The organism is Amycolatopsis coloradensis (assembly GCF_037997115.1).
GTDB lineage: Bacteria > Actinomycetota > Actinomycetes > Mycobacteriales > Pseudonocardiaceae > Amycolatopsis > Amycolatopsis coloradensis_A.
The window spans coordinates 4,253,228-4,279,775 of the sequence record NZ_CP150484.1 but is presented as its reverse complement, the minus strand read 5'-3'; the positions used below and the strand labels follow the sequence as shown (position 1 = coordinate 4,279,775).

General features: G+C 69.0%; 26 protein-coding genes. 9 read left to right on the top strand and 17 right to left on the bottom strand.

Going from position 1 to position 26,548, the window contains the following annotated elements; translation table 11 throughout:
• Positions 1 to 3 precede the first annotated feature (3 nt).
• On the bottom strand, positions 4 to 537 hold the full coding sequence (locus tag LCL61_RS20120; protein ID WP_340688271.1) for a hypothetical protein: 534 nt from the start codon (positions 535 to 537) through the stop codon (positions 4 to 6).
• On the bottom strand, positions 534 to 1,115 hold the full coding sequence (locus tag LCL61_RS20115) for an ATP-binding protein (protein ID WP_340688270.1): 582 nt from the start codon (positions 1,113 to 1,115) through the stop codon (positions 534 to 536). Before LCL61_RS20115 ends, LCL61_RS20120 begins: the two co-directional genes overlap by 4 nt.
• A 71-nt stretch (positions 1,116 to 1,186) precedes the next feature.
• On the opposite strand from LCL61_RS20115, the gene LCL61_RS20110 reads away from it, so the two are divergent.
• Positions 1,187 to 1,975 (top strand): LysR family transcriptional regulator, encoded by a 789-nt coding sequence (locus LCL61_RS20110; RefSeq protein ID WP_340688269.1) that lies wholly within the window; start codon positions 1,187 to 1,189, stop codon positions 1,973 to 1,975.
• A gap of 140 nt (positions 1,976 to 2,115) precedes the next feature.
• Entirely contained in the window at positions 2,116 to 2,412 is a 297-nt protein-coding gene (locus tag LCL61_RS20105) for a DUF6506 family protein (RefSeq protein ID WP_340688268.1), read from the top strand.
• On the opposite strand, the gene LCL61_RS20100 is transcribed toward LCL61_RS20105, so the two are convergent.
• Complete coding sequence (locus LCL61_RS20100) at positions 2,409 to 2,888, bottom strand: MarR family winged helix-turn-helix transcriptional regulator (protein ID WP_340688267.1); 480 nt, start codon at positions 2,886 to 2,888, stop codon at positions 2,409 to 2,411. The two genes, LCL61_RS20105 and LCL61_RS20100, sit on opposite strands and share 4 nt — an antisense overlap.
• Before the next feature lie 83 nt (positions 2,889 to 2,971).
• On the opposite strand from LCL61_RS20100, the gene LCL61_RS20095 reads away from it, so the two are divergent.
• Positions 2,972 to 3,613 (top strand): FMN-dependent NADH-azoreductase, encoded by a 642-nt coding sequence (locus LCL61_RS20095; protein ID WP_340688266.1) that lies wholly within the window; start codon positions 2,972 to 2,974, stop codon positions 3,611 to 3,613.
• Here the strand turns inward: LCL61_RS20095 and LCL61_RS20090 are convergent, their stop codons facing one another.
• From LCL61_RS20090 to LCL61_RS20035, 12 genes are all read right to left on the bottom strand, one after another.
• Positions 3,614 to 4,174: a dihydrofolate reductase family protein gene (locus LCL61_RS20090; RefSeq protein ID WP_340688265.1), complete on the bottom strand. Its 561-nt coding sequence runs from the start codon at positions 4,172 to 4,174 to the stop codon at positions 3,614 to 3,616.
• Entirely contained in the window at positions 4,171 to 5,577 is a 1,407-nt protein-coding gene (locus tag LCL61_RS20085; protein WP_340688264.1) for an amidase, read from the bottom strand. The genes LCL61_RS20090 and LCL61_RS20085 overlap by 4 nt, the downstream gene beginning before the upstream one ends.
• 174 nt (positions 5,578 to 5,751) lie before the next feature.
• Positions 5,752 to 8,886: a TIM-barrel domain-containing protein gene (locus LCL61_RS20080; protein WP_340688263.1), complete on the bottom strand. Its 3,135-nt coding sequence runs from the start codon at positions 8,884 to 8,886 to the stop codon at positions 5,752 to 5,754.
• A 550-nt stretch (positions 8,887 to 9,436) separates the two neighbouring features.
• On the bottom strand, positions 9,437 to 10,222 hold the full coding sequence (locus LCL61_RS20075; protein WP_034316006.1) for a DeoR/GlpR family DNA-binding transcription regulator: 786 nt from the start codon (positions 10,220 to 10,222) through the stop codon (positions 9,437 to 9,439).
• Between the two features lie 126 nt (positions 10,223 to 10,348).
• Complete coding sequence (locus LCL61_RS20070; protein ID WP_340688262.1) at positions 10,349 to 12,205, bottom strand: DUF5107 domain-containing protein; 1,857 nt, start codon at positions 12,203 to 12,205, stop codon at positions 10,349 to 10,351.
• Complete coding sequence (locus LCL61_RS20065) at positions 12,202 to 13,269, bottom strand: sn-glycerol-3-phosphate ABC transporter ATP-binding protein UgpC (RefSeq protein ID WP_340688261.1); 1,068 nt, start codon at positions 13,267 to 13,269, stop codon at positions 12,202 to 12,204. Before LCL61_RS20065 ends, LCL61_RS20070 begins: the two co-directional genes overlap by 4 nt.
• A 6-nt stretch (positions 13,270 to 13,275) precedes the next feature.
• Positions 13,276 to 14,205 (bottom strand): carbohydrate ABC transporter permease, encoded by a 930-nt coding sequence (locus LCL61_RS20060; RefSeq protein WP_063271045.1) that lies wholly within the window; start codon positions 14,203 to 14,205, stop codon positions 13,276 to 13,278.
• Between the two features lie 10 nt (positions 14,206 to 14,215).
• The gene (locus LCL61_RS20055) at positions 14,216 to 15,166 is read right to left on the bottom strand and encodes a sugar ABC transporter permease (RefSeq protein WP_340688260.1); all 951 of its coding nucleotides are present in this window, start codon (positions 15,164 to 15,166) and stop codon (positions 14,216 to 14,218) included.
• Positions 15,166 to 16,557 (bottom strand): ABC transporter substrate-binding protein, encoded by a 1,392-nt coding sequence (locus LCL61_RS20050; protein WP_340688259.1) that lies wholly within the window; start codon positions 16,555 to 16,557, stop codon positions 15,166 to 15,168. The genes LCL61_RS20055 and LCL61_RS20050 overlap by 1 nt, the downstream gene beginning before the upstream one ends.
• An 81-nt stretch (positions 16,558 to 16,638) precedes the next feature.
• Positions 16,639 to 17,520: a class II fructose-bisphosphate aldolase gene (locus LCL61_RS20045; RefSeq protein ID WP_340688258.1), complete on the bottom strand. Its 882-nt coding sequence runs from the start codon at positions 17,518 to 17,520 to the stop codon at positions 16,639 to 16,641.
• Between the two features lie 10 nt (positions 17,521 to 17,530).
• Positions 17,531 to 18,421, bottom strand: a complete 891-nt coding sequence (locus LCL61_RS20040) for a 1-phosphofructokinase family hexose kinase (RefSeq protein ID WP_340688257.1) — start codon at positions 18,419 to 18,421, stop codon at positions 17,531 to 17,533.
• Between the two features lie 7 nt (positions 18,422 to 18,428).
• On the bottom strand, positions 18,429 to 19,310 hold the full coding sequence (locus LCL61_RS20035) for a sugar isomerase (RefSeq protein ID WP_340688256.1): 882 nt from the start codon (positions 19,308 to 19,310) through the stop codon (positions 18,429 to 18,431).
• 141 nt (positions 19,311 to 19,451) lie between these two features.
• On the opposite strand from LCL61_RS20035, the gene LCL61_RS20030 reads away from it, so the two are divergent.
• A complete protein-coding gene (locus tag LCL61_RS20030) occupies positions 19,452 to 20,318 on the top strand; it encodes a cobalamin-binding protein (protein WP_340688255.1) in 867 nt (288 codons plus the stop codon).
• Here the strand turns inward: LCL61_RS20030 and LCL61_RS20025 are convergent.
• Positions 20,287 to 20,532, bottom strand: coding sequence for a hypothetical protein (locus tag LCL61_RS20025; protein WP_340688254.1), 246 nt, complete (start codon positions 20,530 to 20,532; stop codon positions 20,287 to 20,289). The genes LCL61_RS20030 and LCL61_RS20025 overlap by 32 nt on opposite strands.
• A 53-nt stretch (positions 20,533 to 20,585) precedes the next feature.
• Here LCL61_RS20025 and LCL61_RS20020 point away from each other — a divergent pair, with 53 nt between their 5' ends.
• The 3 genes from LCL61_RS20020 to LCL61_RS20010 all read left to right on the top strand — a co-directional run bounded on the left by LCL61_RS20020 (position 20,586) and on the right by LCL61_RS20010 (position 23,305).
• Complete coding sequence (locus LCL61_RS20020; RefSeq protein WP_340688253.1) at positions 20,586 to 21,059, top strand: carboxymuconolactone decarboxylase family protein; 474 nt, start codon at positions 20,586 to 20,588, stop codon at positions 21,057 to 21,059.
• Between the two features lie 100 nt (positions 21,060 to 21,159).
• Complete coding sequence (locus tag LCL61_RS20015) at positions 21,160 to 21,609, top strand: MoaF C-terminal domain-containing protein (RefSeq protein ID WP_340688252.1); 450 nt, start codon at positions 21,160 to 21,162, stop codon at positions 21,607 to 21,609.
• Between the two features lie 250 nt (positions 21,610 to 21,859).
• Positions 21,860 to 23,305, top strand: coding sequence for an APC family permease (locus LCL61_RS20010; protein WP_340688251.1), 1,446 nt, complete (start codon positions 21,860 to 21,862; stop codon positions 23,303 to 23,305).
• Here the strand turns inward: LCL61_RS20010 and LCL61_RS20005 are convergent.
• Complete coding sequence (locus LCL61_RS20005) at positions 23,285 to 24,034, bottom strand: GntR family transcriptional regulator (protein ID WP_340688250.1); 750 nt, start codon at positions 24,032 to 24,034, stop codon at positions 23,285 to 23,287. The two genes, LCL61_RS20010 and LCL61_RS20005, sit on opposite strands and share 21 nt — an antisense overlap.
• Positions 24,035 to 24,143: 109 nt before the next feature.
• Here LCL61_RS20005 and LCL61_RS20000 point away from each other — a divergent pair, with 109 nt between their 5' ends.
• Both LCL61_RS20000 and LCL61_RS19995 read left to right on the top strand, forming a co-directional pair.
• Positions 24,144 to 25,013, top strand: a complete 870-nt coding sequence (locus LCL61_RS20000) for a Cgl0159 family (beta/alpha)8-fold protein (RefSeq protein ID WP_340688249.1) — start codon at positions 24,144 to 24,146, stop codon at positions 25,011 to 25,013.
• A 20-nt stretch (positions 25,014 to 25,033) separates the two neighbouring features.
• Complete coding sequence (locus LCL61_RS19995; RefSeq protein ID WP_340688248.1) at positions 25,034 to 26,518, top strand: CoA-acylating methylmalonate-semialdehyde dehydrogenase; 1,485 nt, start codon at positions 25,034 to 25,036, stop codon at positions 26,516 to 26,518.
• Positions 26,519 to 26,548: the final 30 nt, after the last annotated feature.

Here is a 26,548-nt window from a genome sequence, read left to right as displayed (position 1 = left end):
TTCTCATGCCAGCTTGATGTCGGTGCCGGTGAGGTTCTTCATGTCGGTCAGCGTCGGACCGCCGAATGCGCGCAGCACCACGGGTTTCGCCTCTTTGGGCAGGTCGAAGTAGAGGTCGAACTCGACCCGCACACCGCGCCCCAGCTCGAACCTGTCCGGCTGCCGTTTGATCGTCATCGCCTGGTTGTCGACCGCGATCACCGCGCCGGAATCGGTGACCAGCTGCTGGCGCCGGGTGTCGAAGAGGATCCCGGACAGCCCCTTGCCCGTGACCACCAGCCGGAGCCGGACGAACTGTCCCTTCGCCTCGAACTCGGCGTGGCTGCCGGTGAGGCTGGGGAGCCCGGCGGCCAGCCCGATGAGGGAGAACTCGGTCTCCCCGTTGAGCGCGGGCGGCAGGTGCAGCGCGGTCTCGTCCGGGCGGACCTCCCGCGCGGGGAGGTCGTAGACGGGTTTGGCGGGCGGCTGCTCCTGCCCGGCGGAGCATCCGGCGAGCAGGAACAGGACCGAGGCCGCCGCCGTCAGGCGCTTTCTCATCGGACGACCTTCACGATCAGGTGCGGCCACCCGTCCACCTCCGGCATTCGTATCGCGCCGATCTCCTCCCCTGGCAGGAAACGCACCGTCGTGCCGGTCGTGCCGTCGTCGTCGATCGGCGACAGGTCGGTGGCCGGGACACCGCGTTCGTAACGTTGGGTCCAGGAACCGTTGCGACGCCGGTTGGTGTGCACGAGCCAGTCGCTCAGCGCGGCCACGACCGACACACCGCGGCGCGGATGACCGTCCGGGAGCCGTTGCGCCTCAGGGGAATCGAAGAAACGCAGATCCTTGGTCGACATGACCGGCTTCTTCACGAACCCGCCGTGCCCGTCGGCGCGGGTGTCGGTGCCCCGGCCGTCGTCCGCCACGGAGATCGAACCGTCGGGATGGAACGTGACGACGGCATGCCCGCCGCCGGTGCTTTCGGCCTCCTCCGCCGCGTAGGCGAGCACTTCGAGGACGAGGTGCGCGGCCCCGCCGGGGGCGAACTCCCCAGGGTTCCGGCGGATGCGCGCCAGATGGTCGAGGTCCACCGAACCGGCCCAGTCGTGCGTGGTGTTGCGCCATTCACTCACCCCGTCGATTCTGCCTGGTCCGGGGCTACTGTGCGGCTGTGGAGTTACGTCGTCTTCGATATCTGTGTGCCGTGGCGGAGGAAGGGCATCTCACTCGCGCCGCGGAGCGCCTCGGCATCCGATCGTCGTCGCTCAGCCAGCAGATCATCGCGCTGGAACGGGAACTGGACGCGACGTTGTTCGTCCGCACCCAGGCGGGGATGACGCCCACCGCCGCCGCGCTGGCGCTGCTCCCCCACGCCCGCCGGATGCTGGAGGAGGCCGACCTCGGCGCACGGGCCGTCCGCGACACCGTGGGCCGGCCGCTCCGCATCGGTGTGACACCGGGCGCACCGGCGGCCGTCCTTCCCGCCCTGTACGCGGAAGCGGTGGAGATCGACGACCTTTCCGCGGCACGGCAGCTCGAACTCCTCCGTCGCGGCGCGCTCGATGCCGGTCTGCTCGCCCTTCCCGAGGACGTGGACGGCCTGCGGGTGGTCGTCGTGAGCGAGCGGCCGCTGGGCGTGCTCGTCGCGGACACTCACCCGCTGGCTCGGCTGGACACCGTGGGTTGGGAGGACCTCGCCGGGCTGGAACTCCTTCTGTACGAACGGAAGCTGGCCCCTGGGTATCACGACGCGCTGCTCGCGGACTGCGCGGCGGCGGGCTGGCAGCCGGCTCGCGTACGCTCCGGGCCGCCCCGCCGGTCGCTGTTCGCCGCCGAATTGCGGTACGGCGGCGACGTCGTCGCCTTGCGCCCCGAGGAAGAACCGGCCCAAGGTCTGCGACGGCTGCCGCTGCGAGAGGCACCGGTCGTCCGGCACGCGCTCGTGTGGGATCCGGCGCACGAATCCTCTGATCGGATCGCGGCGCTGGTATGACAGCGCCCACAACGGATTCCCGCGCCGCCCCCTCGACCTCTCCTGTTCGGTGACGCCGGACGGCCGTTCGGATTCGCCTCGTGGACGGCGCCCTCGTTTCGCGATTACCTCACGGTGTTCGAGAACGAAGGAGAATCGTCATGCGACAGTGGGGTTTCGTGTACCTGGCCGACGGCTGCGACCCGGCGCGGGACGTGTCCCGTGTGGACAGCGGGCAATGCCTGACGGTGCTGATCGGTGTCGGCCGCGTGGACCAGGTCGTCGCCGCGGCCCGGCGGCTGGTCGACGAAGGGGCGCAGCTGATCGAGCTGTGCGGCGCGTTCGGTCCTGTTTGGACGGCGCGGGTGATCGAGGCCGTGGGGAGCGAGGTTCCGGTCGGGAGCGTGATGTACGGCGCCGAAGCCACGGAACAGCTTCACGACCTGTTCGGCGGCTAGCAGTCGTCGATGTGTGCGGATTCGACGCAGGCGGCGACCTCGGCGTGGCCCGCCGCCTGGTACAGCAGGTTGTACAGCGTTTCGCGCTGATCCTTGCCGAGCGCGCCGAGCACCTCGTCCTCGACCGCGGCGAGGGCGAACTCCGCCTTGACGAGTTGCTTGGCGCCGACGTCGGTGAGTTCGACGATATGCCGCCTCCGGTCCTCCGGTGACCGCCTGCGTTCGATCAGGTTCGCGGACTCCAGGTCGTTGAGCAGCCCGACGACGTTCGTGCCGTCCATCTCCAGCGTCTTCGCGAGGTCCTGCTGCGAACAGCCGCCGAGGTCACGCAGCACGGTCAGCGCGACGAGATGCCGGGGCCGCAGGCCGAGTGGGGCCAGGACGGACTCGCTGCGCAGCCGGATCCGGCGGGTGACGTGGTCGAGCAGCGCTCCGCAGCGATGCGGGGGCTGGTTCACGACCGGGAGTTCGGGCACTCGTCAAGTGTACGTTCCCACATGATGACCACCACAGCATAAATAGTTTGCGTTACACAAACTATCTATGCAAGATAGTAGACATGACGAATCTGCTGCACATCGACTCGAGCATCACGGGCGAGCACTCGGTCAGCCGCCGCCTCACCGCACGGGCGGCCGCCGCCTGGCGCGCCGCGCATCCGGAGGGCACCGTCACCTACCGTGACCTGGGCGCCGACCCGCTGCCGCATTTGGACGCGGTGACCAACACCGCCAAATCCGTGCCGTCGGAGCAGCACACCCCGGAGCAGGCCGCGGCCTGGCGGCTGATCAACGAGCTCGTAGACGAGGTGAAGGCGGCCGACACGATCCTGCTGGGCCTGCCGCTGTACAACTTCGGCCCGCCGAGCACGGTCAAGGCCTGGGTCGATCACCTGATCGCGCCCGGACTGTCGGTCGATGCCGAGACTCGAGAAGGTCTGCTCGGCGGACGCGACTTCATCGTCGTGACCTCACGCGGCGGCGGTTACGGCGAAGGCACCCCACGTGAAGGCTGGGACCACGCACAGTCATGGATCCCGCACGGTGTCTGGCTGACCGGGCTCGAACCGCGGTTCGTCACCGCCGAGCTGACCATGGCGAAGGTCAACCCGGCGATGGCGGATCTCATCCCACTGGCCGAGGCCAGCGAGGCCGAGGCCGAACGCGCCATCGACGCTTTGTGGACTCCCGTGGCGGCTTGATCACGCCGCGGCGGTTCGCCGGTAGGTGAGCACGACGATCCCGGTGTCGAGGGTCCGGGTCGCGGCCAGTTCGAGCGGAATGTTGCTGCCGTCGCGGAAGAAGAGGGTCGCGGGATCGCCGTGGCCGGACAGGACGGGGTGCAGCCACACCCGGATTTCGTCGAGCAGACCCGCCTTGAGAAGGGTGTGCGCGAGCCGCCCGTAGCCGTACATGAGGATGTCCTGGCCAGGCTGCTCCTTGAGCTTGGCCACTTCCTCGGTCACGTCACCGTGGATGATCGTGGTGTTGCGCCAGGTGGCCTGTTCTTCGGTGAGCGTGGTCGAGACGACGTAGTGCGGCAGGGAGTTCATTCGCTCGCCGAAGTCACCCGCTTCCATGGTGGGCCAAACCTCCGCGAATGCCGTGTAGGTCTCGCGCCCCAGCAGCACCGCGTCGCTCGCGAACAGCTGTTCGCGGGCGAGCGCCTGGGCCTCTTCCCCGAAGTACGGGAAGTGCCACTCCTCCATGTGGTCGATGTCGCCGTCGAGGGACATGTTGACCGACGTGACGATCTTTCTCATCGTGGATTCCTCTGTTGTGGTTCACGGACGGGTCCGAAGGTTCCGAAGCGGGCTTCGAGTTCGCGGGCGGCGGCCAGGCAGACGTCTTCGCGATGGCGCGACCCGATCAGCTGCACGCCGAGCGGCTGGCCGTCGTCGATTCCGGTGGGCACGGCGACCGCGGGAACACCGACACAGGTGGTGGCGGTGCACAGCCGCATGCCGAACATGACCCGCAGCCCCTGTTCCGGGTCGAACGGGTCGGCGTCGAACGGGCGCCAGGTCGAGACCGGGCCGAGAATCACCGGATATCGCTCGGCGAAGGCCGCCCATTCGCGCATCACGCCGAAGCGCGTGGCGGTCGCGTCCAGATAGTCGTCGAGTGTCGATTCGCGACGCTGGGCGAAGGAGAGTTCCATGTGCTGCGCCGATTGTTCGGTGAGCAGCGGCCGGATCGACGGCCAGCGGCGGCTGAACTCCGCGGTGATCAGCGTGCCGTAGGCGGTCAACGCGTCCGCCAGCCGCGGCGGTTCGGCCTCCTCGACCTCGTAACCCGCTTCGGCCAGTGCGGCGGCGGCTTTGTCGATCTCGGCGCGCATCCGCGGGTCGACGCCGAGTCCGGCGGGGTCCGCGCAGACGGCGACCCGGCGCGGCACCGCCGGAAGCCGCCCGCCGTACGGGATGGCCCGAGGATCGGCCGGATCGGTGCCCGCGAGCGCGTCGAAGGCCAGCGTGAGGTCCTCGACGGTCCGGGCGATCGGACCGTCGACCGGAAACAGCTGCGAGGCGAGCGTCGGATCGGATCCGCCGATCCGGTGGTCCGTCGCGACCCGCCCGTACGAAGGCTTCAACGCGGTCAGGCCGCAGAACAGGGCGGGCAACCGGACCGAGCCGCCGGAGTCGTTGCCGAGGCCGATCGCCGCCATCCCCGAGGCCACCGCGGCCGCGTCGCCGCCGCTGGTCCCACCGGGCGTCCGGATAGCACCCCAGGGATTGACGGTCTCGCCGAACAACTGGCTCACCGTGACGTTGCCCGCCAGCGTCAGGTCCGGCATGTTGCCGTGCCCGAGCGGGATCGCACCCGCCGCGCGCAGCCGCCGGACCGGCGGAGCGTCCGCACTCGCCACGGCGTCCTTGAAATGCGGGACGCCATGGGTCGTCGGATGTCCGGCGACGTCGATGTTCTCCTTCACCGTCACCGGGACCCCCGCGAGCGGACCGGGGTCCACGCCGTCGCGGATCAGCGCGTCGATCCGATCGGCTTCGCCCGCCGCCTCGTCGAATTCGGCCGTCACCGCGTTGACCAGCGGATTGACCTCGGCGACACGGGCCGCGTGGACCTCCAGAACCACGCGGGCCGGCACCTTCCCGCTGCGCACCGCCTCGGCGATCTTCGCCGCGGACCACGTCCAGACCTCGCTCATGGCGACGAATATACACATCTGTATCCGGATACGAATGTGTATACCGCTGTCCGTGAAGGCCTCCTTGAGGGACTCTGGGTCCCTCAAGGAGGGCNGCCATCGTCTGGGCCATCCTCGCCGGTTGGGTGGCGCTGGCGGGCGGGTCCCTCAAGGAGGCCTTCACGGACCACTGAATCAGCCAATGCCCGCGGCGAAGACGTGCATCGCGGTGTTCGACGGAAGCGTCACCGCGACGACCTCCTTCCCCGCGGTCAACGGGACCGAGTTCGCGAACACCCGGTACGGCGTGGTCGGATACGCCGCCCCCGTACGGGTGTTCTTGCCCATCACGGTCGCCACCGTGGTCGCGCCGTACTGGGCCGGATCGGCACAGCACCAGTTCGGGAAGCCGAGTTCGGCTCGGCTGGTGCTGCCGTCGGCGTAGCGGACGACGACAGTGCCCTTCGCCGTGCCCGTACCGGTTCCGGCCAGCACCAGCTTGGCGCCCGTACCGCGCACCGCGATGGTCTGTCCGGACGCGAGGACGTTGTCCTTCTGCCCGGTACCGGTTCGCGGCCAGGTCAGCTGAGCACCGAGCGCGGAGAAGCCCGCACCCGGTTTGAGACCCGCCTCGGCGAGGCCTTCCGCCCGGAAACTGCTGCCGCCGCCGTCGAGGTCCCCCGCCGCGACGTGAGCCGCGTCGGTGACGCCGACGTTGCCGTAGGCCGCGGCCAGCGAACCGTGCGGGACGGTGACCGTCACCGAGTCGGTGACCCGGTTCTCCCCGAGCCGTGCCTGGTACGACGCCGACGCGGTGAGCTGGTAGTCGTCCGGTTCGATCCCCGCGTCCGGCGTCACCTTCACCGGCACCCGTACGGTCTCGCCGGGCATCACCAGTCGCGGCCCCGCCGGCACCTCGGCGCGGAATCCGTTGGCCGGCAAGGAGAACTTGACGTTCCGGACCGGCAGCGGCGTGCTGTTGGTGAAGCTCAACGTGCCGGTCGCGGTCTGCCCGGGACCGGCGACCGCCGGGACGGACAGGGTGACCGAGCCGTTGCGATCCTCCGGGAAGATCCCACCGACCGCGCTCGTGCCGAACAGGCGGACGTCCTGGCGGTCACCGGCGCCGATCTCGCCGGTCTTGACCCGCGCGACCCCACCGGCGGCCGGGTCGAACCACCAGCCCGACGCCGCCGCGTCCAGTTCGGCCCTGCTGCCGTACTGCCGCAGGATCGAGGTCCCGGCCAGAACCGTCGCGGGCTTGCTTCCCGTGTGGACGGTCAGCTGGTAGTTCCGCGACGCGGGCTTCCCGGCGTAGGAACCGGAACTGGCGCCGATCCCGACCGTGACCGTGCCCAGGCCGGACGTCGGCGCGTCGACGGTGAACGTCTGCTTCGCCTGGTCGCCGTTCTTGTACGCCCTGGTCACGCCGTCGTCCTCGGTGAGCGTGAACGAACCCTTGCCCTGCGGGTAGACGTCGAGGTCGAGCACGCCCTGGTCCCTGGTCTGCCACGACTTCGTGCCCTCGGCCCACATCGGCACCACGGCCCCGGCGCGGACGAACAGCGGCAGCGTGTCGAGCGGCGCGTCGTAACCGTCCACAGTGGTCGGACCGGTGTAGGTCTTGCCGCTCCAGTAGTCGACCCAGGTGCCCTTCGGCAGGTAGATCCCGTTGCGCACGGTCGAGTTCTCGTACACCGGCGCGACCAGGAAATCCTTGCCGGACAGGAACTCGTACTTCGCCTTGTCGCCCCAGACGTTCGGGTCGTCCGGGTACTCGAGCGCCAGCGGGCGGACCTGGCCGACGCCGGTCTTGTGCGCCTCCACCGAATGGCTGTAGGTGTAGGGCAGCAGCCGCTCCTTGAGCAGCAGGTACTTGCGGTTGATCGAGGTGTACGGCTCGCCGTAGCGCCACGGCTGCTTGTCCGACGCGGCCCAGCCGTCCATCGTCATCGAGACCGGCAGGAACGCCTTCCACTGCAGGTCGCGGACGTAGGTCTGCGGGCTGCCGCCGAAGATGCCGTCGATGTCGCCGGTATTGTACGCGATCCCCGACGTCGTGGCGCCGGCGTAGGTCGGGATCTGCCACTTGATGTAGTCGTAGGAACCGGCCTGGTCGCCACTCCACAGCACGCCGCAGCGCTGGGCGCCCGCCCAGCTGACCGGTGTCCAGACGAAACCGCGCGCGTCGCTGTTGTCCTCGATGCCCTTGTGCGCGGTGTCGCACGCGTCCAGCGCGAACTGGTATCCCGGGCCGACCCATGCGACGTCCAGTTTGCGGACCCGGACCCCGGCCTTGACCTCCTCGACCTGGTTCGGCACGCCGTCCTCGGTCCACAGCCCGAGTTGCATGTTGTTCTTGCGGAGGCCTTCGCCCGTCTGCTGGAGGTTTTCGTATCCGCAGCCGTAGCCGTCGTTGACCAGCATCCAGCCGTTCGGCATCCCGTGCTCGGTGTACCCCTCCGCGACCTTCACCGCGTCCAGGGTGTGCCGCTCACCGCGGTTGGCGTTGTGCAGGTAGCAGTCGGCGTCACCGTGTTCGAGACCGTAGAGCGGTGGCAGGAAAGGTTTCCCGACCAGATCGGTGTAGCCGGAGATGACGTCCTTGAGCCCGTCGCCGACGACGTACGTCGCGTCGAAGCGGCGCTCGTCGTGCGTGGTGCGCACCGGCTCGGCGAAGGCGTAGGTGCCTTGCGCGAAGGTGTTGCGCAGCACGCCGTATCCCGCCGTCGAGGCGTAGAACGGCTGCGAATTCGGGGCCCCGCCGTCGTTCCAGTTGTAGTCGGCGAAGATCCGGATCGCCTGGTCGCGGTGGCTGAAGCGGCCGTTCTGCTCGCCGCCGCCGACGAACTGCTCGGTCGCGGTTCGCGCCAGGGTCTGCGTGGTCTGCTTGCCGGTCCAGGACAGCGGTGCCGACTCCTCCCAGAGCCGCTTGCGGTCCGCGCCGTCGTACAACGCGAGCCGCAACGGGTGCTTGTACGCCCGCAGCGTGGCCTTGGCCGTGGAAACCGCCCAGTAGTCCCCCTTGTCCGTCCTCTTCGGCGTGACCGGGTCGCCGGTGCGCGGCAGCACGATCTTGCTCCCGGCCGGATCGGTGAACGTGCCGTCCGGCGCCAGCCAGACCCGGACGGCGCCTTCGGCCGGGAAGCTGACGCGCACCGCGGCGCTTCCCGAATTCAGGGTGACCGTGGCGCCGTCGCCGGAGATCCCGGTCAGATCACCCAGCTTGCCGGACGACGCCGCGGCCGGATCGGCGTGGGCGGCGACCGGGGAAAGCCCGAGTAAGGCCACTGCGGCCAAACAACTCAGGGATTGCGCAACTCTGCTCATTCGAGACACCTTTCGCGCATGAATACGCAAGATGGTCTCTGTATAGCGCACGGTTCGCGCAAAGTCATCCGCCGAAGCGGTGCTGCCGACTTTCGTCGGGTCGCGCGAAGATCCTTATGTCACAAGGAGTGCGCAAAAGACGTGAAGGCTCCCTTCCCCACCCTCAAGGCAGGGTCCCGGCGAAGTCGCACAAACGCTGGCCGGCGCCGTTCTTGGTGATTCGAGGTGGGCCTCCCGAATGGGGCCGATGACAGAGGCCCTGAACGGACGATGTCCACAAGGGAGGCCAAAGGGGAAGGTGAATGTCCGTTTGATGCCTATCTGTACGGTTTTGATCGGGGTCGTGAGTGGTAAGGACCGTCTTTATCGCTCACGACCCCTTCGCAAAACGCCCGAATCGGGCACAGCCACCCCGAAAGCATCCCCTGTTGACAGTCGAGAAGTGTCAGGCCACCGCGACGGGCCCTCCGCCACCCACTTGGGCAGCGTGAACACGACTTCGCCGGAACCCTGACCCTCAAGGTAGTGAAGGAGGCCTTCACGGACTTGGTCAGACCGCCTGGACCTCGACGCCGGCGGCCTCGAACGCCCGCAGCACCTTCGGATCGGCGTTGGAGTCGGTCACCAGCGCGTGCACCTGGGGGGTCGCGCAGATCCGCGCGAACGCGCGGCGGCCCAGCTTCGATCCGTCGGCGACCGCGACGACGCGTTCCGCCCGCTCGACCATCAGCCGGTTGATACTCGCCTCACCTTCGTGATGAGCGAAGGCGCCGGCGTCGGCATCGAACGCGTCGACGCCGAGGAACAGCAGGTCGATCGTCAGTTCGCTGAGCACGCGAGTCGCCAGCGGACCACTGAGCTCGAACGATTGCGGACGCGCGACCCCACCGGTGACCACGATCTTCACATGCGGCCGGACCGCGAGTTCGTGCGCGATGTTCAGTGCGTTGGTGACCACCGTGAGCCCGGGCGAATCACGGAGACCGGCCAGATCGGACCGCGTGGCCAGCGACCGCGCGACGCCGGCCGTCGTCGTCCCGCCGTTGAGGCCGACCACCATGCCCTGCGCGACGAGCGCCGCCGCGGCGACGCTGATCCGCTGCTTCTCGGGCACGTGCCGCGCGGTCTTGTACCGCAGCGGCAGGTCGTAGGCGAGGTCGTTGGCCACCGCACCACCTCGGGTGCGGGTGAGCAACTGCTGCTCCGCCAGGTGATCGAGGTCGCGCCGGATCGTGGCCGCGGAGACGTTCAGCTCCTCGGCCACGTCCTCGACGTCGATCTTTTCCCGCTGCCCCAGCAGGTCCAGCAGGGTGCTCAGCCGTTCGTGCCGGGCCATCGGCGCCACTCCTAGCTCGCTGCGGCCTATCGCGCATACCGGTGCGCTGTTGGCCACTGTTTCGAGCAGTATGCTGCATCGCGGTTGTCCGCCGCGAGCGGCATGCCGGTCGAGCGGCCCGGCCGGTCACTTCATCCGGAAGTCGTGCTCTTCCGGCAGCGGTTCCTCGGAAACCGCTGCCCAGGTGTCGGACAAGGACGTTTCCCCTTCCCTGATGTTCGCGACCTCGAAACCGGTGTCGTACACGGCCTTGGCCCCGGCGACGTCGCCGAGGGCGAGCCGGGTGCGGGCGGTCAGCAGGGCGATCCGCCCCTCCACGGGCAGCCCGTCCAGCAGCTCGCTCGCTTCGTCCGGGAGCCCCGCGGCGAGTTGCGCCGCGATGGCCTCGACGACCAGAGGACGCAGTGACGGCGCGAGGGCGACCGCGCGCCGGTACAGCCAGGCGGCCTCGTGCCCGGCCGTGACGACCGCGAGATTCCGCAATGCCCAAGGGTTCTCGGCCGCCGAGACGGACTCGCGCCAGGCGCCGACCGCGTCCGAATGCCGTCCGGCCGCCCAGTGCGCGACACCGCGGTGGTACCAGGTCAGCCAGTTCTTCGGCGCGTACTCCATGAGATCCGCCCAGTACCGGTTCACCAGCGTCGGCGGCGGCACCGCGAGCGGATCACCGTCCGGCGGCGTCCCGTCGAGCAACGCGAGCCACGGCTCCTGCTCCGGCCCGAGCGATTCGTCCGGGAACGGCGTGCCGGGCAGGCACATCGGCGCGCGCCGGTTCTCCAGCGCGCCCCAGCCGGAACCGGTGGCCAGGAAGGATTCCGGGGTGACGTCGGCGATCTTCCGCCAGTCGCCGTGGTATTCGTCCAGGGCTTCCGCCGACGGCAGACCGGCGGCGACGGCCTCGCGCGCCGTCGCCCAGTCTTCCCCGTGCACCGCGGCCGGATCGGCGACTATCGGCCCGTAGGCCTCCAGCCAGTCCCAGCTCTCCCCCGGCGGCAAGCGCAAGTGCTCCAACTGGGTGCGAGCCAGCCCGGCCTGGATCTCCAGGTAGCCGTCGGCGCCGGGAGCCAGCCACTCCTGCCAGCGGCGTCCACCGGTGGACTCGCCCCACAGGAACAGCTTTCGACCGCGCAACCGACCAGTGGAGGACTGCGCCAGCCCCGTACCGTCAGCCTCGACAGCAGCGACCCACGGCCTTCCGGTCACCTCGAAGAAGTAGTCCGCCGCGGCCTCGGCACGAGCCGGATACGTGAGCTCGCCGGGCACGTCGACCAGGTCGAGCCGCCCCGAATAGCCGTAGTGCCAAGCCTGGGTCGCGGGCGCCAGCACTCGGGTGCCTTCGTTCTGTGGCACAGCGATGTTCGACCACCAGTACACCGGGACGTCGTAGGGATGCGGGTTCCGCACCCGCACGGCCACGAGCAGGTGATCCGAGCCGTCGGGCAGCCAGAAGTCGATCTGGTACGGCAGGTCACGGGTGCGTTCCCACTCCCACAGCCGCAGCACCGGCGTGCCGTCCGGGCCCTCGATCTCCGCGGCGAACATCGGTTCGCAGGTCAGCGTCGTATGCCCGGTACTCCCGAGGTTCCACTCGACACCACCCGCGAACCACGCGTCCCGTAAAGCGAGGTTCGCGGGCTGGAACACCGGATTGCGGTAGAGCAGTTCGCGGCCGGACGGCTTGTGGACCAGCGAGTACAGCCGCCCGCCCAGCGAAGGCAGCACCGTGGCGCGCAGCTTGTCGTTCTCCAGCACCAACGCCGGGAGCTCGTGTTCCGTGCGCTCGCGGGTGTAGGCGTCCTGCAGCAGACACGGCAACGGCGTGTCCAGCCGGCCGTAGCCGATGTTCTCCGCCAGGTCCGGCGGCAGCTCGTCCACATTGGACACCTTGGCCACCGCTTCGGGTTTCCGGAGCGGCGGCAACGGGTTCTCCGGCCCCAGCTCGGCGGCCGGGAGCACCAGTCCGGCGCGGTACAGGCGGGTCATGCGTCCGGGAGCCGATCGCCGGTGGCGGCGTCGAACAGGTGCACCGCGCCCGGTTGCGGCGTCAGGAAGATCGGTTCGCCGCGCTGCCACGGGGCCATGCCCGGCGTGCGGACCGTCAGCACGCGGCCGCCGTCCCGGCAGTACAGGTACTGGTCGCTGCCCAGTTCCTCGACGACCTCGACGACGGCCTCGAAACCGCCGTCCCCGATCGTCCAGCCCTCGGGCCGGACACCGACGACGATGCCGGGGCCGGTCAGCGCCGCACGCTGGGCCGGGGTCAGCGGCAGCCGTGTGCCACCGGCGACGGCGCCGTCGGTGTCCACAGTGGTCTCCAGCAGGTTCATCGCGGGCGAGCCGATGAACCCGGCGACGAACACGTTGACCGGCTTGGCGAACAGCCCGACGGGGGTGTCGCACTGCTGCAGGATCCCGTCCTTCAGCACGGCGACCCGATCCCCCATGGTCATCGCCTCGACCTGGTCGTGCGTGACGTACAGCGTCGTGATGCCCAGCCGCCGCTGCAGGGACGCGATCTGGGTCCGCGTCTGCACCCGAAGCTTCGCGTCCAGATTGGACAGTGGCTCGTCCATCAGGAACACGCTGGGCTCGCGCACGATCGCCCGGCCCATCGCGACGCGCTGCCGCTGCCCGCCGGACAGCTTCGCGGGTTTGCGGTCCAGGTACTCGGTCAGGTCGAGCACGGCCGCGGCCTCGCGTACCTTGCGTTCGCGTTCGGCCTTGGCCATCTTCGCCAGCTTCAAATGGAAGCCGATGTTCTCCCCCACCGTCATATGCGGGTAGAGCGCGTAGTTCTGGAACACCATCGCGATGTCCCGGTCCTTCGGCGGCAGTTCGGTGACGTCGCGGTCGCCGATGTGGATGGAGCCGTCGTCGACGCCCTCCAGCCCGGCGAGCATCCGCAAGGTGGTCGACTTCCCGCAGCCGGACGGGCCGACCAGCACCAGGAACTCGCCGTCGGCGACCTCGAGGTCGAGGCCGTCGACCGCGGGGCGTTCGACTCCGGCGTAGAACCGGGTGGTGTCGGAGAAGGTCACGGTGGCCATCAGGTCCTACTTTCCGGCGCCGAGGGTCAGGCCGGTGATGATCCGGCGGGCGAGCACGAGGTAGAGCACGAGCATCGGGAGCACGACGATCGCCACACCGGCGATCAGGCCGCCGTACTCCGACTGGTAGCTCGCGGCCCCGTAGAAGGTGAAGAGCGCGCGGGAGAGCGTGAAATGCGCCTGGTCCTTGAGGAACACGATCGCCAGCAGCGTCTCGTTCCACAGGCCGATGGCGTTCAGCGTCAGCGCGGTGATCATGCCGCCGCGGGTCAGCGGCAGCATGACCGAGAAGAACGTGCGCGTCGGTGACGCGCCGTCGAGCGCCGCCGCTTCCTCCAGCTCGTCCGGCAGTGACCGGAAGAACCCGGTCATCAGGAACACCGTGAACGGGATCGACAGCGCCACGTACAGCACGAAGAGGCCGTATTCGTTGTCCAGGTGCACTTTGCTGAGCACCACGAACAGCGGGATGATGACCGTCTGGAACGGCACGCCCATGCCGATCGCGACGACGTTCGTCATCGGCCCGGCGCCGCGGACGCCGAGCCTGGTCAGGGCGTACGCGCAGGGCGCCGACACGGCGACCGTGACGACCGTCGCCAGCCCGACCAGGACCACGGTGGTCAGCACGGCCTCGCCGAAACCGGCGTTGTTCCAGGCGTAGATGAAGTTCCGGAACGGCTTGCCGACCTTGAACCACTGGTACGGCAGGTCGAACGGCTTGGTGAAGATCTCCACCGGTGTCTTGAACGACGCCGTGAGCAGCCAGTACAGCACCAGGATGTTGCCTGCGGTGAACAGCCACACGATCGTGGAACCCAGGACGCGCAACGGGCTGAACCGTTTCGCACCGGGGGCCGGACGTGGTTTGCGTGGCGGCTTGCGCACCGGTTTCGCCGCTCGCCGCGCGGGCGCCTCGACGTCGGTGACGGACATTTCGTCTCCCTCAGAACTGGATCGCGTCACGGCGCATCAACCGGCGGAGCAGGACGACGAGCACGGACACCAGCACGATCATCGCCACCGCGCAGGCACAGGCGGCGCCGAAGTCCGGGGTGCCGTTCGAGCCGAAGGTCCGGTCGAACACGTAGATCCCGAGCGTCCACGCCTCGTTGGGCGGGGCGTAGGTGCCCGGACCGGCCAGCACGAACACCAGCTCGAAGATCTTGAGCGCGTTGATCGTCCACAGCACCCCGGCGACACCGACGACGTCCCAGGTCATCGGCAGCGTGATGTTCTTGAACTTCTGCCACGGCGAAGCGCCGCCCAGCTCGGCGTCCTCGTAGAGATACGGCGGGATGCGGTCGACCGCGGCCATCAGGATGGTGATGTAGAAACCCGAGCTGGCCCAGATCAGCGAGGCCGTCACCACACCGGTCACATTGGACGGTGCGAGGAACTTCGCCGCGTCCGCGCCGAGGCTTTCCAGCACGTAGTTCGCGAGGCCTTGCTTCCCCGGCTGGTACTTGAAGACGAAGCCGAGGAACATGCCGAGCGCGACCGGCGCCACGATGTTCGGGAAGAACAGGATCGCGCGGACGATCTTGCCGCCCTTCATGTCCCGCAACACCATGGTGAACAGGAACGCCAGCGCGAACGTGCCGATCCCGCCGAGGAACACGTAGATCAGCGTGTTGCGGAAGGCGTACTGGAACGAGTCGCTCGCCCACATCTGCGTGTAGTTGGTGACGCCGTTGGGCTCCGGCGTGTCTCCCGCCCCGGCCCAGCTGGTGAAGCTCAGCACCACGGTCGCGATCGTCGGCAGTACCAGGAAGGCCAGGTACAGCACCAGCGCCGGCGCGGCGAACGGCCAGAACAGCCGTTTCTTGCGACTCAGGTGCGCCCCGGCCTTCACCGCCCGCGCCGGCGGTGTGATCGGCGTCGTGACCGTGGCCATCAGCCCTGGTTCTTCCAGAACTCGGCGCCCTTGGTGGCGAGCTGGTCCACGAACTGCTGCGGCGTGATCTGGCCCTTCAGCAGCGCGATGTCGGCGGGGTCGAAGACGTCGGTCTGCCATTTGCCGCCGGCGATGCCGTCGATCCCGTCGTACTGCAGGACGTGCTCCTTCTTCGGGTCGTCCAGCGCGGCCTTGACCTGCTTGAGGTCGTCCGGCACGGCGAGGTCGGCGCGCGGCACGAGGTTGTCGGCCACGATCGGGATCCCGGCGAGCAGGTCCTTGTTGAGGAAGTAGGCGATGAACGCCTTGGCCGCCTCGGCGTGCTTGGCCTTCTTGGTCACCGAGAAACCGATCGACATCTGCTCGACGGTGTCGTGCGTGGCGCCTTCGGGCATCGGGAACTGGAAGGAGCCGTAGTTGATCTTCGTTCCGGCGCCCTGCTTGTCCAGGTACTCACGGGTCTCACTCGGCGCCCAGCTGCCGACGTAGAGGAACCGGGAGTCGCCGTCCGCCCAGCGCTGCTGCACCTGCGGGAACTTCGCCGCGTCCCAGCCGTCGATGAAGTACTTGGGCAGCTTCGCGGTTTCGGTGGCCGCCTTGAGGAAACCGGGCTCGGTCTTCCACGCCTGGCCGGTCTTGTCGGTCGCGGCCTTGTAGAGCCCGCCCGCGCCGACGTACCGCTCGGCGAGCTGGGTGTAGAAGTACATGTTGTAGAACGGGATGTCGCCGTCGAGGCTGATGGCGGCCTTGCCGTCGGCCTTCGCCTTGTCGAACAGGCCGATCAGCTCGTCCATCGTCTTCGGCTGCTGGATGTCGCCGGCGGTGTCCTTGTTGAACCACCACGCGCTCGACTGGATCGTGTACGGGACCATGAAGTTGTGGCCCTCGCGGTCCTTGTTCTGCGGGAAGTCGTACGAGCTGGGCGAAAGCACGTCCTTGACGGTCTTGTCGCCCTCACCGACCTTCATCGCGAACACGTCGTCGACGCTTTGCGTGCCGCCCGGCGTCATGACAGCCGCGCCGACCTTGCTGACGTCCTGGTCGAACAGGTCCGGCACCGCGTCGGTGTTCAGCGCGGGCACCAGATTCTGCGTGTAGGCCTTGCGGCCCAGCCACTGCACGTCGACCTTGACACCGGTCTTCTCCTGGAAGCATTTGAAGGCCTTCTGGAGGACCTTGCCCTGCGGCTCGTCGGCCGTCCACATGGACCAGTAGGTGAATTCCTTGTCCGTCACGGGTTTCACCCCCGCCTCCGGACAGGGCGCGTTGAGGAACTGGTCGACGCCCGGGAGCGCGTTCTCGCCGGTGCCACCGGCCGTGTCCCCGCCGCCGCATCCCGCGAGCAGGAGCGCCGCCCCTGCCGTCAATGCCGTGAGCCTGCCTACCCGCATCCGCCACCACCTGGATCGAAGATCACACAAGTTCTGCTTGTTGTTGCGCAGTTTTGTGAGGTTTCGCGCACATGTCAACAGTCAATCGCGCAAAGTCTGCTCAATCGTCACCTTGACCGGTTCAACCTGATCAAGCTTGAGCACTCCCAGCAGTCGCCGCACCTCGACGGCGACCGCCGCCCTGCCTGCACCGAGGTACTTTCGCGGATCGACGCGCTCCGGATGCGCGCGCCAGTCCTCCGCGACGGCCGCGGTGAACACCTTGTTGAGCTGGGTGGCGATGTTGATCTTCGTCATCCCGGCCCGTACCGCCTCGGCCAGCCCGTCGTCCGGCACGCCGGACGACCCGTGCAACACCAGCGGCACCGGCACCCGCTCCCGCAGCCGCGCGATCAGCTCGAAGTCCAGTGCGGCGTCACGGGTGAGCATGGCGTGCGAACTGCCCACCGCCACCGCCAGCGCGTCGACGCCGGTGGACGCGACGAACTGCGCCGCCTCGTCGGGATCGGTGCGCGCGCCGGGTGCGTGGACGCCGTCCTTGCCACCGACCTCCCCGAGTTCGGCCTCCACCCACACGCCGTGGTCGTGGCAGTACGCGGCGACTTCCCGCGTGGCGCGCACGTTGTCGGTGTAATCCAGTTTGGACGCGTCGAACATGACGGAGCCGAAGCCGAGCGTGACCGCTTCGCGGACGAGGTCGGCCGATTCGGCGTGGTCGAGATGCACCGCGACCGGCGTGTCCGCACTCCTGGCCACGGCCAGCGCCGCCGCGCCGACCGGCGCCAGCGAGCCGTGGTACTTCACGGCGTTCTGGCTCAGCTGCACGATCACCGGCGCTTCCGCCGCGGCCGCGCCGTCGACGATGGCGGTGAGGTGTTCGAGCTGGATCGCGTTGAACGCGCCGCAGCCGCGCCCGGCCGCCGCGGCGGCTCCGACGATTTCCCCGGTTCCCACCAGAGGCATGGCAGTTCTCCTAGTCCGGGCGGGCGCGCACGGCGACCAGCCCCTGTTCGGCTTGGTAGTGCGCCAGATCGACGTCGCCGGCGAGCGGGCCGAGCACGGCCGCCCCGGACAACGCGACGGCACGGCGCAGAATGTCCGGCCACGGTTCGACGCGGCTGAGCCCCAGCGCCAGTGCCGCGACGACGGCGTCACCCGCGCCGGTGGTGTTGCCGCGGAGCACAGTGGACGGCGCCGCGTGCCAGGTGCCGGATCCGGTCACCGCCAGCAGTCCCTCGGGTCCCAGCGAGACGACGACGGCGCCCGCTCCCGCCTTGCGGAGTTCGGCCGCGGCGGCCACCGGGTCACGCAGGCCGGTGACTTCGCGCAGTTCGTCCGCGTTCGGTTTGACCACGGTCGGCTTCCCGGCCAGTCCGGCGAGCAGCGCATCGCCGGAAGTGTCCAAGATGGACGGTGCGTCACCGAAGAGCCCGGCGTACCCCCCGGCTCCCGGCGGCAGGCTGCCCGAGCAGACGAGCACGTCCGGCTTCCGAGCCCGGACGGCCGCCGCAAGCGCTTGCCATTCGTCCCCGGTGAGCCGTGGCCCTGGCTCGTTGAGCAGCGTGACCGATCCGTCGCCCGCGAGAACCGTGGTGGTGCGCCGGGTTTCGCCGCCGATCGGAACGACGCCCGCCGCAATGCCCGCCGCCGCGAGATCACCCACGACGGCGGCTCCCGTCGAGCCACCGGCCGTGAAGATCGCACGGACGTCGGCACCGAGCGTGTGCAGCACGCGGGCGACGTTGACGCCCTTGCCACCCGCCCGGTGCCGCACTTCCCGTACCCGGTGCACGTCACCGGGCCGCAGACCGTCCATTGTGTACGTGACGTCCAGCGCGGTGTTCGGCGTGACGGTGACGATCACGATGAGCTCAGGTCAGGACGACGGAACGGGTGAGGCTGCGAGGGTTGTCAGGGTCGAGTCCCTTGCGGGCGGCGATGGCCCCGGCGACACGCTGCGCGCGGACCAGATCCGCCAGCGGGTCCAGGCCGCTCTCGACGAACAGGCCGCCCGCGCGGGCGACGTCGTCGGCCAGCCCTTCCGGCGCGCGCCCGAACATCCAGGTCACCCGGCCGGGTTCGCTGATGCTGATCGGCCCGTGCCGGTAGTCCCACGCCGGGTACGACTCCGTCCACAGCAGGCACGCCTCGCGGAACTTGAGCGCGGCCTCGTTCGCGATGCCCACGGACCAGCCGGTGCCGAGGAAGCTGAACTGCTCCGCGGCGACGAGTTCGTCGGGCAGCGGTTCGGCGAGTACGCGTTCGGCCTGGTCGGCGACCACGGTCAGATCCTCGCCGAGATGGGCGCGCAGCATCGCCAGCGCCGTCGTGGCGAACCGGGTCTGCACGACCGAGCGCTCGTCCACCACGGAGAGGTCGACGATCGTGTCCGCGGCGGTCTCGATCTCGCGCGGCACGCCGGTGATCGCGATGGTCGGCGTCTTGCCCCGCAGCTTCGCCAGCAAGGCGTGGACCTCGGTCGTCGTACCCGACCTGGTCAGCGCCACGACGTGGTCGTAAGTCCGGGCGGACGGGAACTCGGACGCGGCGAAGGCGTCGGTCTCGCCGAGCCCGGCGGACTCCCGGAGGACGGCGTACGCCTGGCCGATGAACCACGACGTGCCGCAGCCGACGATCGCGACTCGCGCGCCCGGCGGCGGCAGCAGGTCACTGTTCGCCGAGGCCAGCGCCGCCGCTTCCCGCCAGCAGCCGGGCTGGCTCGCGATCTCCGCCGCCATGAAGGTCCCGCTCATGAACTCCCCATCCGTGCCAGTTGTGCGCAATAGCTGTCACGTTAGGTGCAGTTTTGTGCAACGTCAATGCTCTATTGGCGCACTTTCAAGCATTTGCCCCGCGCAGATGTGCAGGATGGACCGGTCGCCTACCGTGGGCGGATGCGGATCGTCTCGCTGCTCCCCGCCGCGACCGACTTCGTCGCGACCCTCGGGCTCCTGCCGTCACTGGCCGGCCGGACCCACGAATGCGACTGGCCACCCGGCGCGCTGGACGACGTCCCGGTGGTCACGAGCAGCACGATCGACCACGACGTGCTGTCGAGCCGGGAGATTTCGGCGGCCGTCGACGGCGAGCATCGCGGTTCGGCCCTGTACTCCCTCGACGCCGCGCTGCTCGCGGAGGCCGAACCCGACGTCGTGCTCACACAGGACCTCTGCGACGTCTGCGCGGTCTCCTACCGGCAGGTCTCGGAGACCGTGCGCACGCTGGACGGCGACACGCGGGTGGTCAGCCTCGAACCGCGAACGCTCGACGGCGTCTTCAGCTGTTTGGCCACGCTCGGTGAGGTACTGGGTGTCCCCGAACGTGCGACTTCCGAGGCTCGTCTTCTCCGGGAACGCCGGGAGGCCGTCCGGGGCCGCGTCGCGGGACGACCGCGGCCGAGGGTGGCGGCCATCGAATGGCTCGACCCGCTCTGGCCGGCCGGGCACTGGGTCCCGGAGCAGATCGAGGCCGCCGGTGGCGTCCCCCTGCTCGCCGCCGCGGGCGAACACACTCGCCCCATCACCTGGGACGCTGTCGCCGAGGCGCGACCCGACGTGCTACTGCTCATGCCCTGCGGCTTCCCGCCGGAGCGGACCAAGGCGGAATTACCGCTGCTGACCGGCTTGCCGGGCTGGGACGACATCCCGGCCGTGCACATCTTGGACGGACCGGCCTACTTCAACCGGCCAGGCCCGCGCGTCGTCGACGGCGCCGAGATCCTCGCCGATCTCATTCACGCCCCTTCGCCGCCCACAGATTGAAGCCGACGGCCACGGCCAGCGCGGCGCACCAGATCGCCAGATATCCCGGCGACCAATGCCGGATCAGGGCGATCAGCCCCACGATCAGGCAGAGCCCGGTCCCGACCGCGGTGAACAGCGAGACGGCGCTGGCCGGACGGTTGCCCATGCCGGCGGATACCCCATCGCCGGGCGGCGAATCCCGTGTGACCGGCGTCACGCCGAAGGCTGTCACAACCTCTCCAGCCCGCTCGTCATGTGTGCAGGAACCGACGGAGAGGAAAGATCATGGAACCGCGCGTCAACCTGTTCGAGAACGAAGTCATCCTCAAGTACGTCAAGCGTCTCGGCGCCGCGAACCGTCCGATCGAGGAATCCTCGCTGCCGCACGCGACCCAGGAACTGGTGAAGCTGCGCGCCAGCCAGATCAACGGCTGCGGCTTCTGCACCGACATGCACAGCAAGGACGCCGCGCACGCCGGCGAGACCTCGGTGCGGCTCAACCTGGTCGCAGCCTGGCGGGAAGCGAACGTCTTCACCGAGGCGGAGCGGGCGGCCTTGGCGCTCACCGAGGAGGGCACCCGCATCGCCGACGCGCACCACGGTGTCAGCGACGAGACCTGGGCGCAGGTGCGCAAGCATTACGACGACGAGCAGATCGGTGCCCTGATCGCGCTGGTCGCCACGATCAACGCGTACAACCGGCTCAACGTCATCGCCCGGACGCCGGCGGGCGACTACCAGCCCGGCATGTTCGACTGATCCTCGCGTTCACCGACAACAGGATCGCTTCGCCGGACAACGATCGAGGTGCTTCGGGCTGCTAAACCTGCGGATACCAGCGATCCGGAGGTTTCAGCCCGTGCAACTCGACGTCCGCTTCTTCCCCGTGACCGGGACCCATCCGCTCAGCACCGACCTCGTCGGGCTCCGCGCGAACTTCCACTACGGCTCCGGGAACGTGCTGGAGCAGCACTACGCGGACCGGACGACCATGATCTGGACCGGCGTGTCCGGTGATTTCGCCGGCGTCCGGCAGAAGGAGGCGACACTGCGCGTCTTCGAAACCGGCCCGGCGCAGTATTTCGTCACCTGGTACGAGACCGGGACCGTCGCGACCGCCGCGCACGGCGAAGTCTTCGACGGTGGCTATCCCATCGCGGTGATAGCCGACTTCGGCCGTCTGGTCGCGACCGCCGCCTACACGAATCCTCGCGAGGACGGTGGGCAGTATTTCCTGGTCGATCAGGCGACGATCGAAATCCTGGACAAGCCGCACGGATGGCCTTCCTTTCCCGAACCACGGTCGTGAGTGGTAGCTGTCTCGGCCGGAAAGCAAGCAGTGGCACGGGCCACGCGGCCGATTGATGATCGTCGGCCGCCCGGATCCGGCTCTTCCCTCGGCGCGCCACAGTGGCCGAAGCCGGCCTCATCACACGAACACTTACCACTCCGCCAAGGAAAGACCAGGCGCTGACGAACAACCACCGCGCGCGTAAAGGCAAAGCCCGCCGCCCCGGCCGCTCCCATACTGGCCGTCCCGCCGAGACGAGGAGCACCGAATGAGCCGAGACGACACGTCGCTCGCCAAGAACGTCCTGGGCGTGCCGGGCATCGTCTTCCTCGTGCTCGCCGCGGTCGCGCCCTTGACCGGGATGATCGTGATCGCGGCCATCGGCATCGCGGTCGGGAACGGCGGCGGCATGGTCGCGGCGTTCCTGCTGGCGACGGTCGTTCTGCTGCTGTTCGCCGTCGGCTACGCGCAGATGTCGCGGGTGCTCACCAGCGCGGGCGGCTTCTACGCCTTCGTGGTCAAAGGACTGGGCAGGACGCCGGGTCTCGTCGCCGGGTTCGTCGCGATGCTCGGCTACAACTGTTTCGTCGCGGGCGCGATCGGCACGAGCGGGTTCTTCACCTCCACGGCGATCGACGACGTCTTCGGCCTGAAACTCGATTGGCTGTTCTGGAGCGCGCTTTCGGTCGTGCTGGTCCTCCTGCTCAGCCGCCGGGGAATCGCGGTCAGCGCGAAAGTGCTGGGTGTCTCGCTGATCCTCGAAGTGTCGATCCTGCTGATCATGGACTTCAGCGTGCTGTTCCGGCACGGCTTCTCGTTCGCCGCGTTCAGCCCGTCCGTGGTGTTCCAGGGGGCGGGCGGCCTGGCGTTGTTGTTCGCCGCCAACGCTTTCATCGGGTTCGAGGCGACGGCGCTGTTCGGCGAGGAGGCCAAGGATCCCCAGCGGACGATCCCGCGGGCGACCTACATCGCGATCGGGTTCATCGGGGTGTTCGCCGCGTTCACGACCTGGGCCGTGGTCAGCGCGATCGGCGCCGAGCAGGCGCAGGACGTGGCCGCCGCGCACTTGTCGAGCGGGGACCTCGTGCTGTCGGTCGCGCAGGAGTATCTCGGCGGCCCGTTGACGAAGGTGATGTTGCTGCTTCTGGTGGTCAGCCTGTTCGCCGCGCTGCTGGCGCTGCACAATTCGGCCACCCGCTATCTGTACGCGCTGGGCCGGGTCGGCGTGCTGCCACGGCTGCTGGGCAAGACCAGCCCGCGCAACGGCGCGCCGCGCTACGCCTCGATCGCCCAGTCGGTCTTCGGTTCGTTGGTGGCGCTGACGTTCCGGCTCGCCGGGCTCGACCCGGTCGCCGATCTCACCGCGAGCATGACCGGCTTCGGCACGCTCGGGATCCTCACCCTGCAGTTGTTCGCGGCGGTGGCGATTCTGGTCTACTTCCGCCGGACGTGGGATCGCCGGGTCACGAAGACGCTGATCGCCCCCGGACTGGGCGCGGTGGGACTCGGGCTGATCGTGACCCTGGCGATCCTCAACTTCCCGACGCTCGCCGGGTCCAGCAACGGCGTCGTCCCGCACCTGCCGTGGCTGCTCCTGGTGGTCGCGCTGGCGGGGCTCGCGCTCGCCGGCTGGCTGCGGCGGTTCCGTCCTTCGGTGTACGCGGCCTTGGAGACCGACCTGGAACGCGAACCGTCAGACGTTGTTGGTCAGTGAGAGGTTGAACGAGTAGCGCGACGCGCGGTAGACGTGCCATCCGTACTCCACGACCTTGCCCGAGTCGTCGTAAGTGGTGCGGCGCATGGTGAGCAGGGCCGCGCCCGGCTCCTCGTCCAGCAGTTCGGCGTCCTCCTCGGTCGCCTGCCGGGCCCCCACGTTCTGCTGGGCGGCGTGCAGACGGACACCGGCCGAGCGCAGTAGCTGGTAGAGGCCCTGGTCCCGCAGTTCGTCGTCGGCCGGGGCGATCAGGCCGTCAGGCAGGTAGTTGTTCATGATCGCCAGCGGCTCGCCGCCCGTCGAACGCACCCGCTTCAGCCGCCGGACGTGGGTCAGGCCCGGCGTCTCGAGATGCTCGATCGCGTCGTCGCCCGCGGGTTCGATCCGGTTGACGAGGACGACGGACTCCGGCTTGTCGCCGAGTTCGCTGAGGTCGTCGAAGAGGCTGCTCAGCCGGAGCGGCCGCGCGACCTTCGTGCGCACGACCTGCGTGCCGACACCGCGCTTGCGGACGAGCAACCCCTGGTTGACCAGTGACTGGATCGCTTGGCGGATGGTCGGCCGCGACAGGTGCAGGCGCGCGGCCAGATCGAGCTCGTTGTCGAGCCTGGCGCCGTTCGGCAGCCTGCCGTCTTCGATGGCGGCGCCGATCTGCCGGGCGACCTGCGAATACAGCGGCTCCGGACCGTTCGGATCCACCACGATCTCGCCGGGCGCCCAGGGTTTCATGCGCGGAGCCTACCGCGACCTGCCACTATGACCTAATGTCCATATGTCTTGACAAAGTCTCGCGCCGCTTGCGATGGTCGCAGGACCACGCGAGCCGGGAGGTACGAAGTTGTCGGACACAGTGCGCCGGATTGTCACCGCGCGGGTGCGCGATCCGGGGGCCGTCGCGGTGGCCGCCGCGACCCGCGTCCGGGCGAAGTCGCCCTTCAACGACAAGGGCCGCACGATGATCATCGCCGCGGACCATCCGGCTCGCGGCGCGAACGGAGTCGGCTCCGACCCGCTCGCGATGGCCGACCGCGGCGAACTGCTCGACCGCCTCGGCCTGGCGCTGGAACGTCCCGGGGTCACCGGCGTGCTGGCGACGCCGGACATCCTCGACGACCTGCTGCTCCTCGGCGCCCTCGACGGCAAGACCGTCATCGGCTCGATGAACCGCACCGGACTCGCGGGATCGAGTTTCGAGATCGACGACCGGTTCGCCTGCTACGACGCCGAAACGATCGAGCGGATGCGGTTCGACGGCGGCAAGACGCTCACCAGGATCTGCCTGACCGACCCGGCGACGCCGAGCGTCCTCGAGAACACCGCGAAGGCGGTCAACGACCTGGCCGACCGGAAACTGATCGCGCTGGTCGAGCCGTTCCTCGCGGACTGGGTCGACGGGCGGCTCCGCACCGACCTCTCCCCCGACTCCGTGATCCGCTCGATCACGATCGCCTCCGCCCTCGGCCGCTCGTCGGCCTATACGTGGCTGAAACTCCCGGTGGTGAAGGACATGGAGCGCGTGCTGGCCGCCTCGACGTTGCCCGCCGTCCTGCTGGGCGGCGAGGTCAAGGATCCCGACGCCGCGTTCGCCGCCTGGCAACGCGCGCTCGCGCTGCCGACCGTGCAAGGGCTCGTGGTCGGCCGGTCCCTGCTCTACCCGCACGACGGCGACGTCGCCAAGGCCGTCGACACGGCCGTCGGACTGCTGTGAACACCTGTGGAGGACAACGCGTGAAGACCATCGACCACTGGATCAACGGCGCCGCGACCACGGCCGGCTCCACCCGCACGGCCCCGGTGTACAATCCCGCCGCGGGACGGCCACAGGCGGAGGTACTCCTCGCGGAACCGTCCGCTGTGGACACCGCGGTGGCCGCCGCGGGGAAGGCGTTCGAGTCGTGGGGTGATTCGTCGCTGTCACAGCGGACGAAGGTGATGTTCGCCTTCCGCGAGCTGCTGGTGAAGCACGAGGACGAACTCGCCCGGATCATCTCCGCCGAGCACGGCAAGGTGATCGACGACGCGCGCGGCGAGATCGTCCGCGGGCGCGAGATCGTCGAGTACGCCTGCGGGATCGCCGACGCGCTGAAGGGCGGCTTCTCCGACCAGGTCTCGCGGGACGTGGACGTGCACGACTTCCGGCAGCCGCTCGGCGTCGTCGCCGGGATCACGCCGTTCAACTTCCCGATCATGGTGCCGTTGTGGATGCACCCGATCGCCATCGCGGCGGGCAACACGTTCGTCCTCAAGCCCAGCGAGCGGGTCCCGTCCGCGTCCCGGCTGGTCGCCGAGCTGTACGCGGAGGCGGGGCTTCCGGACGGCGTCTTCACCGTGGTCAACGGGGACAAGGTCGCGGTCGACGCGATTTTGGAGCATCCCGATATCGCCGCAGTGTCGTTCGTCGGGTCGACCCCGATCGCCAAGTACGTCCACGAACGCGCGACGGCCACCGGCAAACGCGTGCAGGCGCTGGGCGGGGCCAAGAACCATGCCGTCGTCCTGCCCGACGCCGATCTGGAGTACGCCGCGAACCATCTGACGGCCGCCGCGTTCGGTTCCGCCGGGCAGCGCTGCATGGCGATCTCCATCGCCGTCGCCGTGGGTTCGGCGGGCGACGGGCTGGTCGAGATCCTCGAGCGCAAGGCCGCCGAGATCAAGGTCGGCCCCGGGCACGAGGCGGGCAACGACATGGGCCCGGTGGTCACGGAGGCCGCGCGGCAGCGGGTGGTCGACTCCGTCGCCCTCGGTGCGGAGCAGGGCGCGACCGTGGTGGTCGACGGCCGGGACCTCAAGGTCGCCGGGCACGAAGAGGGTTTCTTCGTCGGACCGTCCCTTTTGGACCATGTGACCACCGAGATGGCCGCCTACCGCGACGAGATCTTCGGGCCGGTGCTCGGCATCGTGCGAGTGTCCACTCTGGACGAGGCGATCGCGCTGATCAACGCGAACCCGTACGGCAACGGGACCGCGGTCTTCACCGGCAGCGGCGAGGCCGCGCGGCGGTTCCAGCGCGAGGTGAAGGTCGGGATGATCGGGGTGAACGTGCCCATCCCGGTGCCGATGTCGTACTACTCCTTCGGCGGCTGGAAGGACTCCCTCATCGGGGACAGCCCGATCCACGGCCCGGCGGGCGTCCGGTTCTACACGCGGGCGAAGGTCGTCACGACACGCTGGCCGCACTCCGCCGCCGGTTTCCACTTCCCGACCTCCAGCTGATCACCGCATTTCGTCCTCTGAATGCGGCAA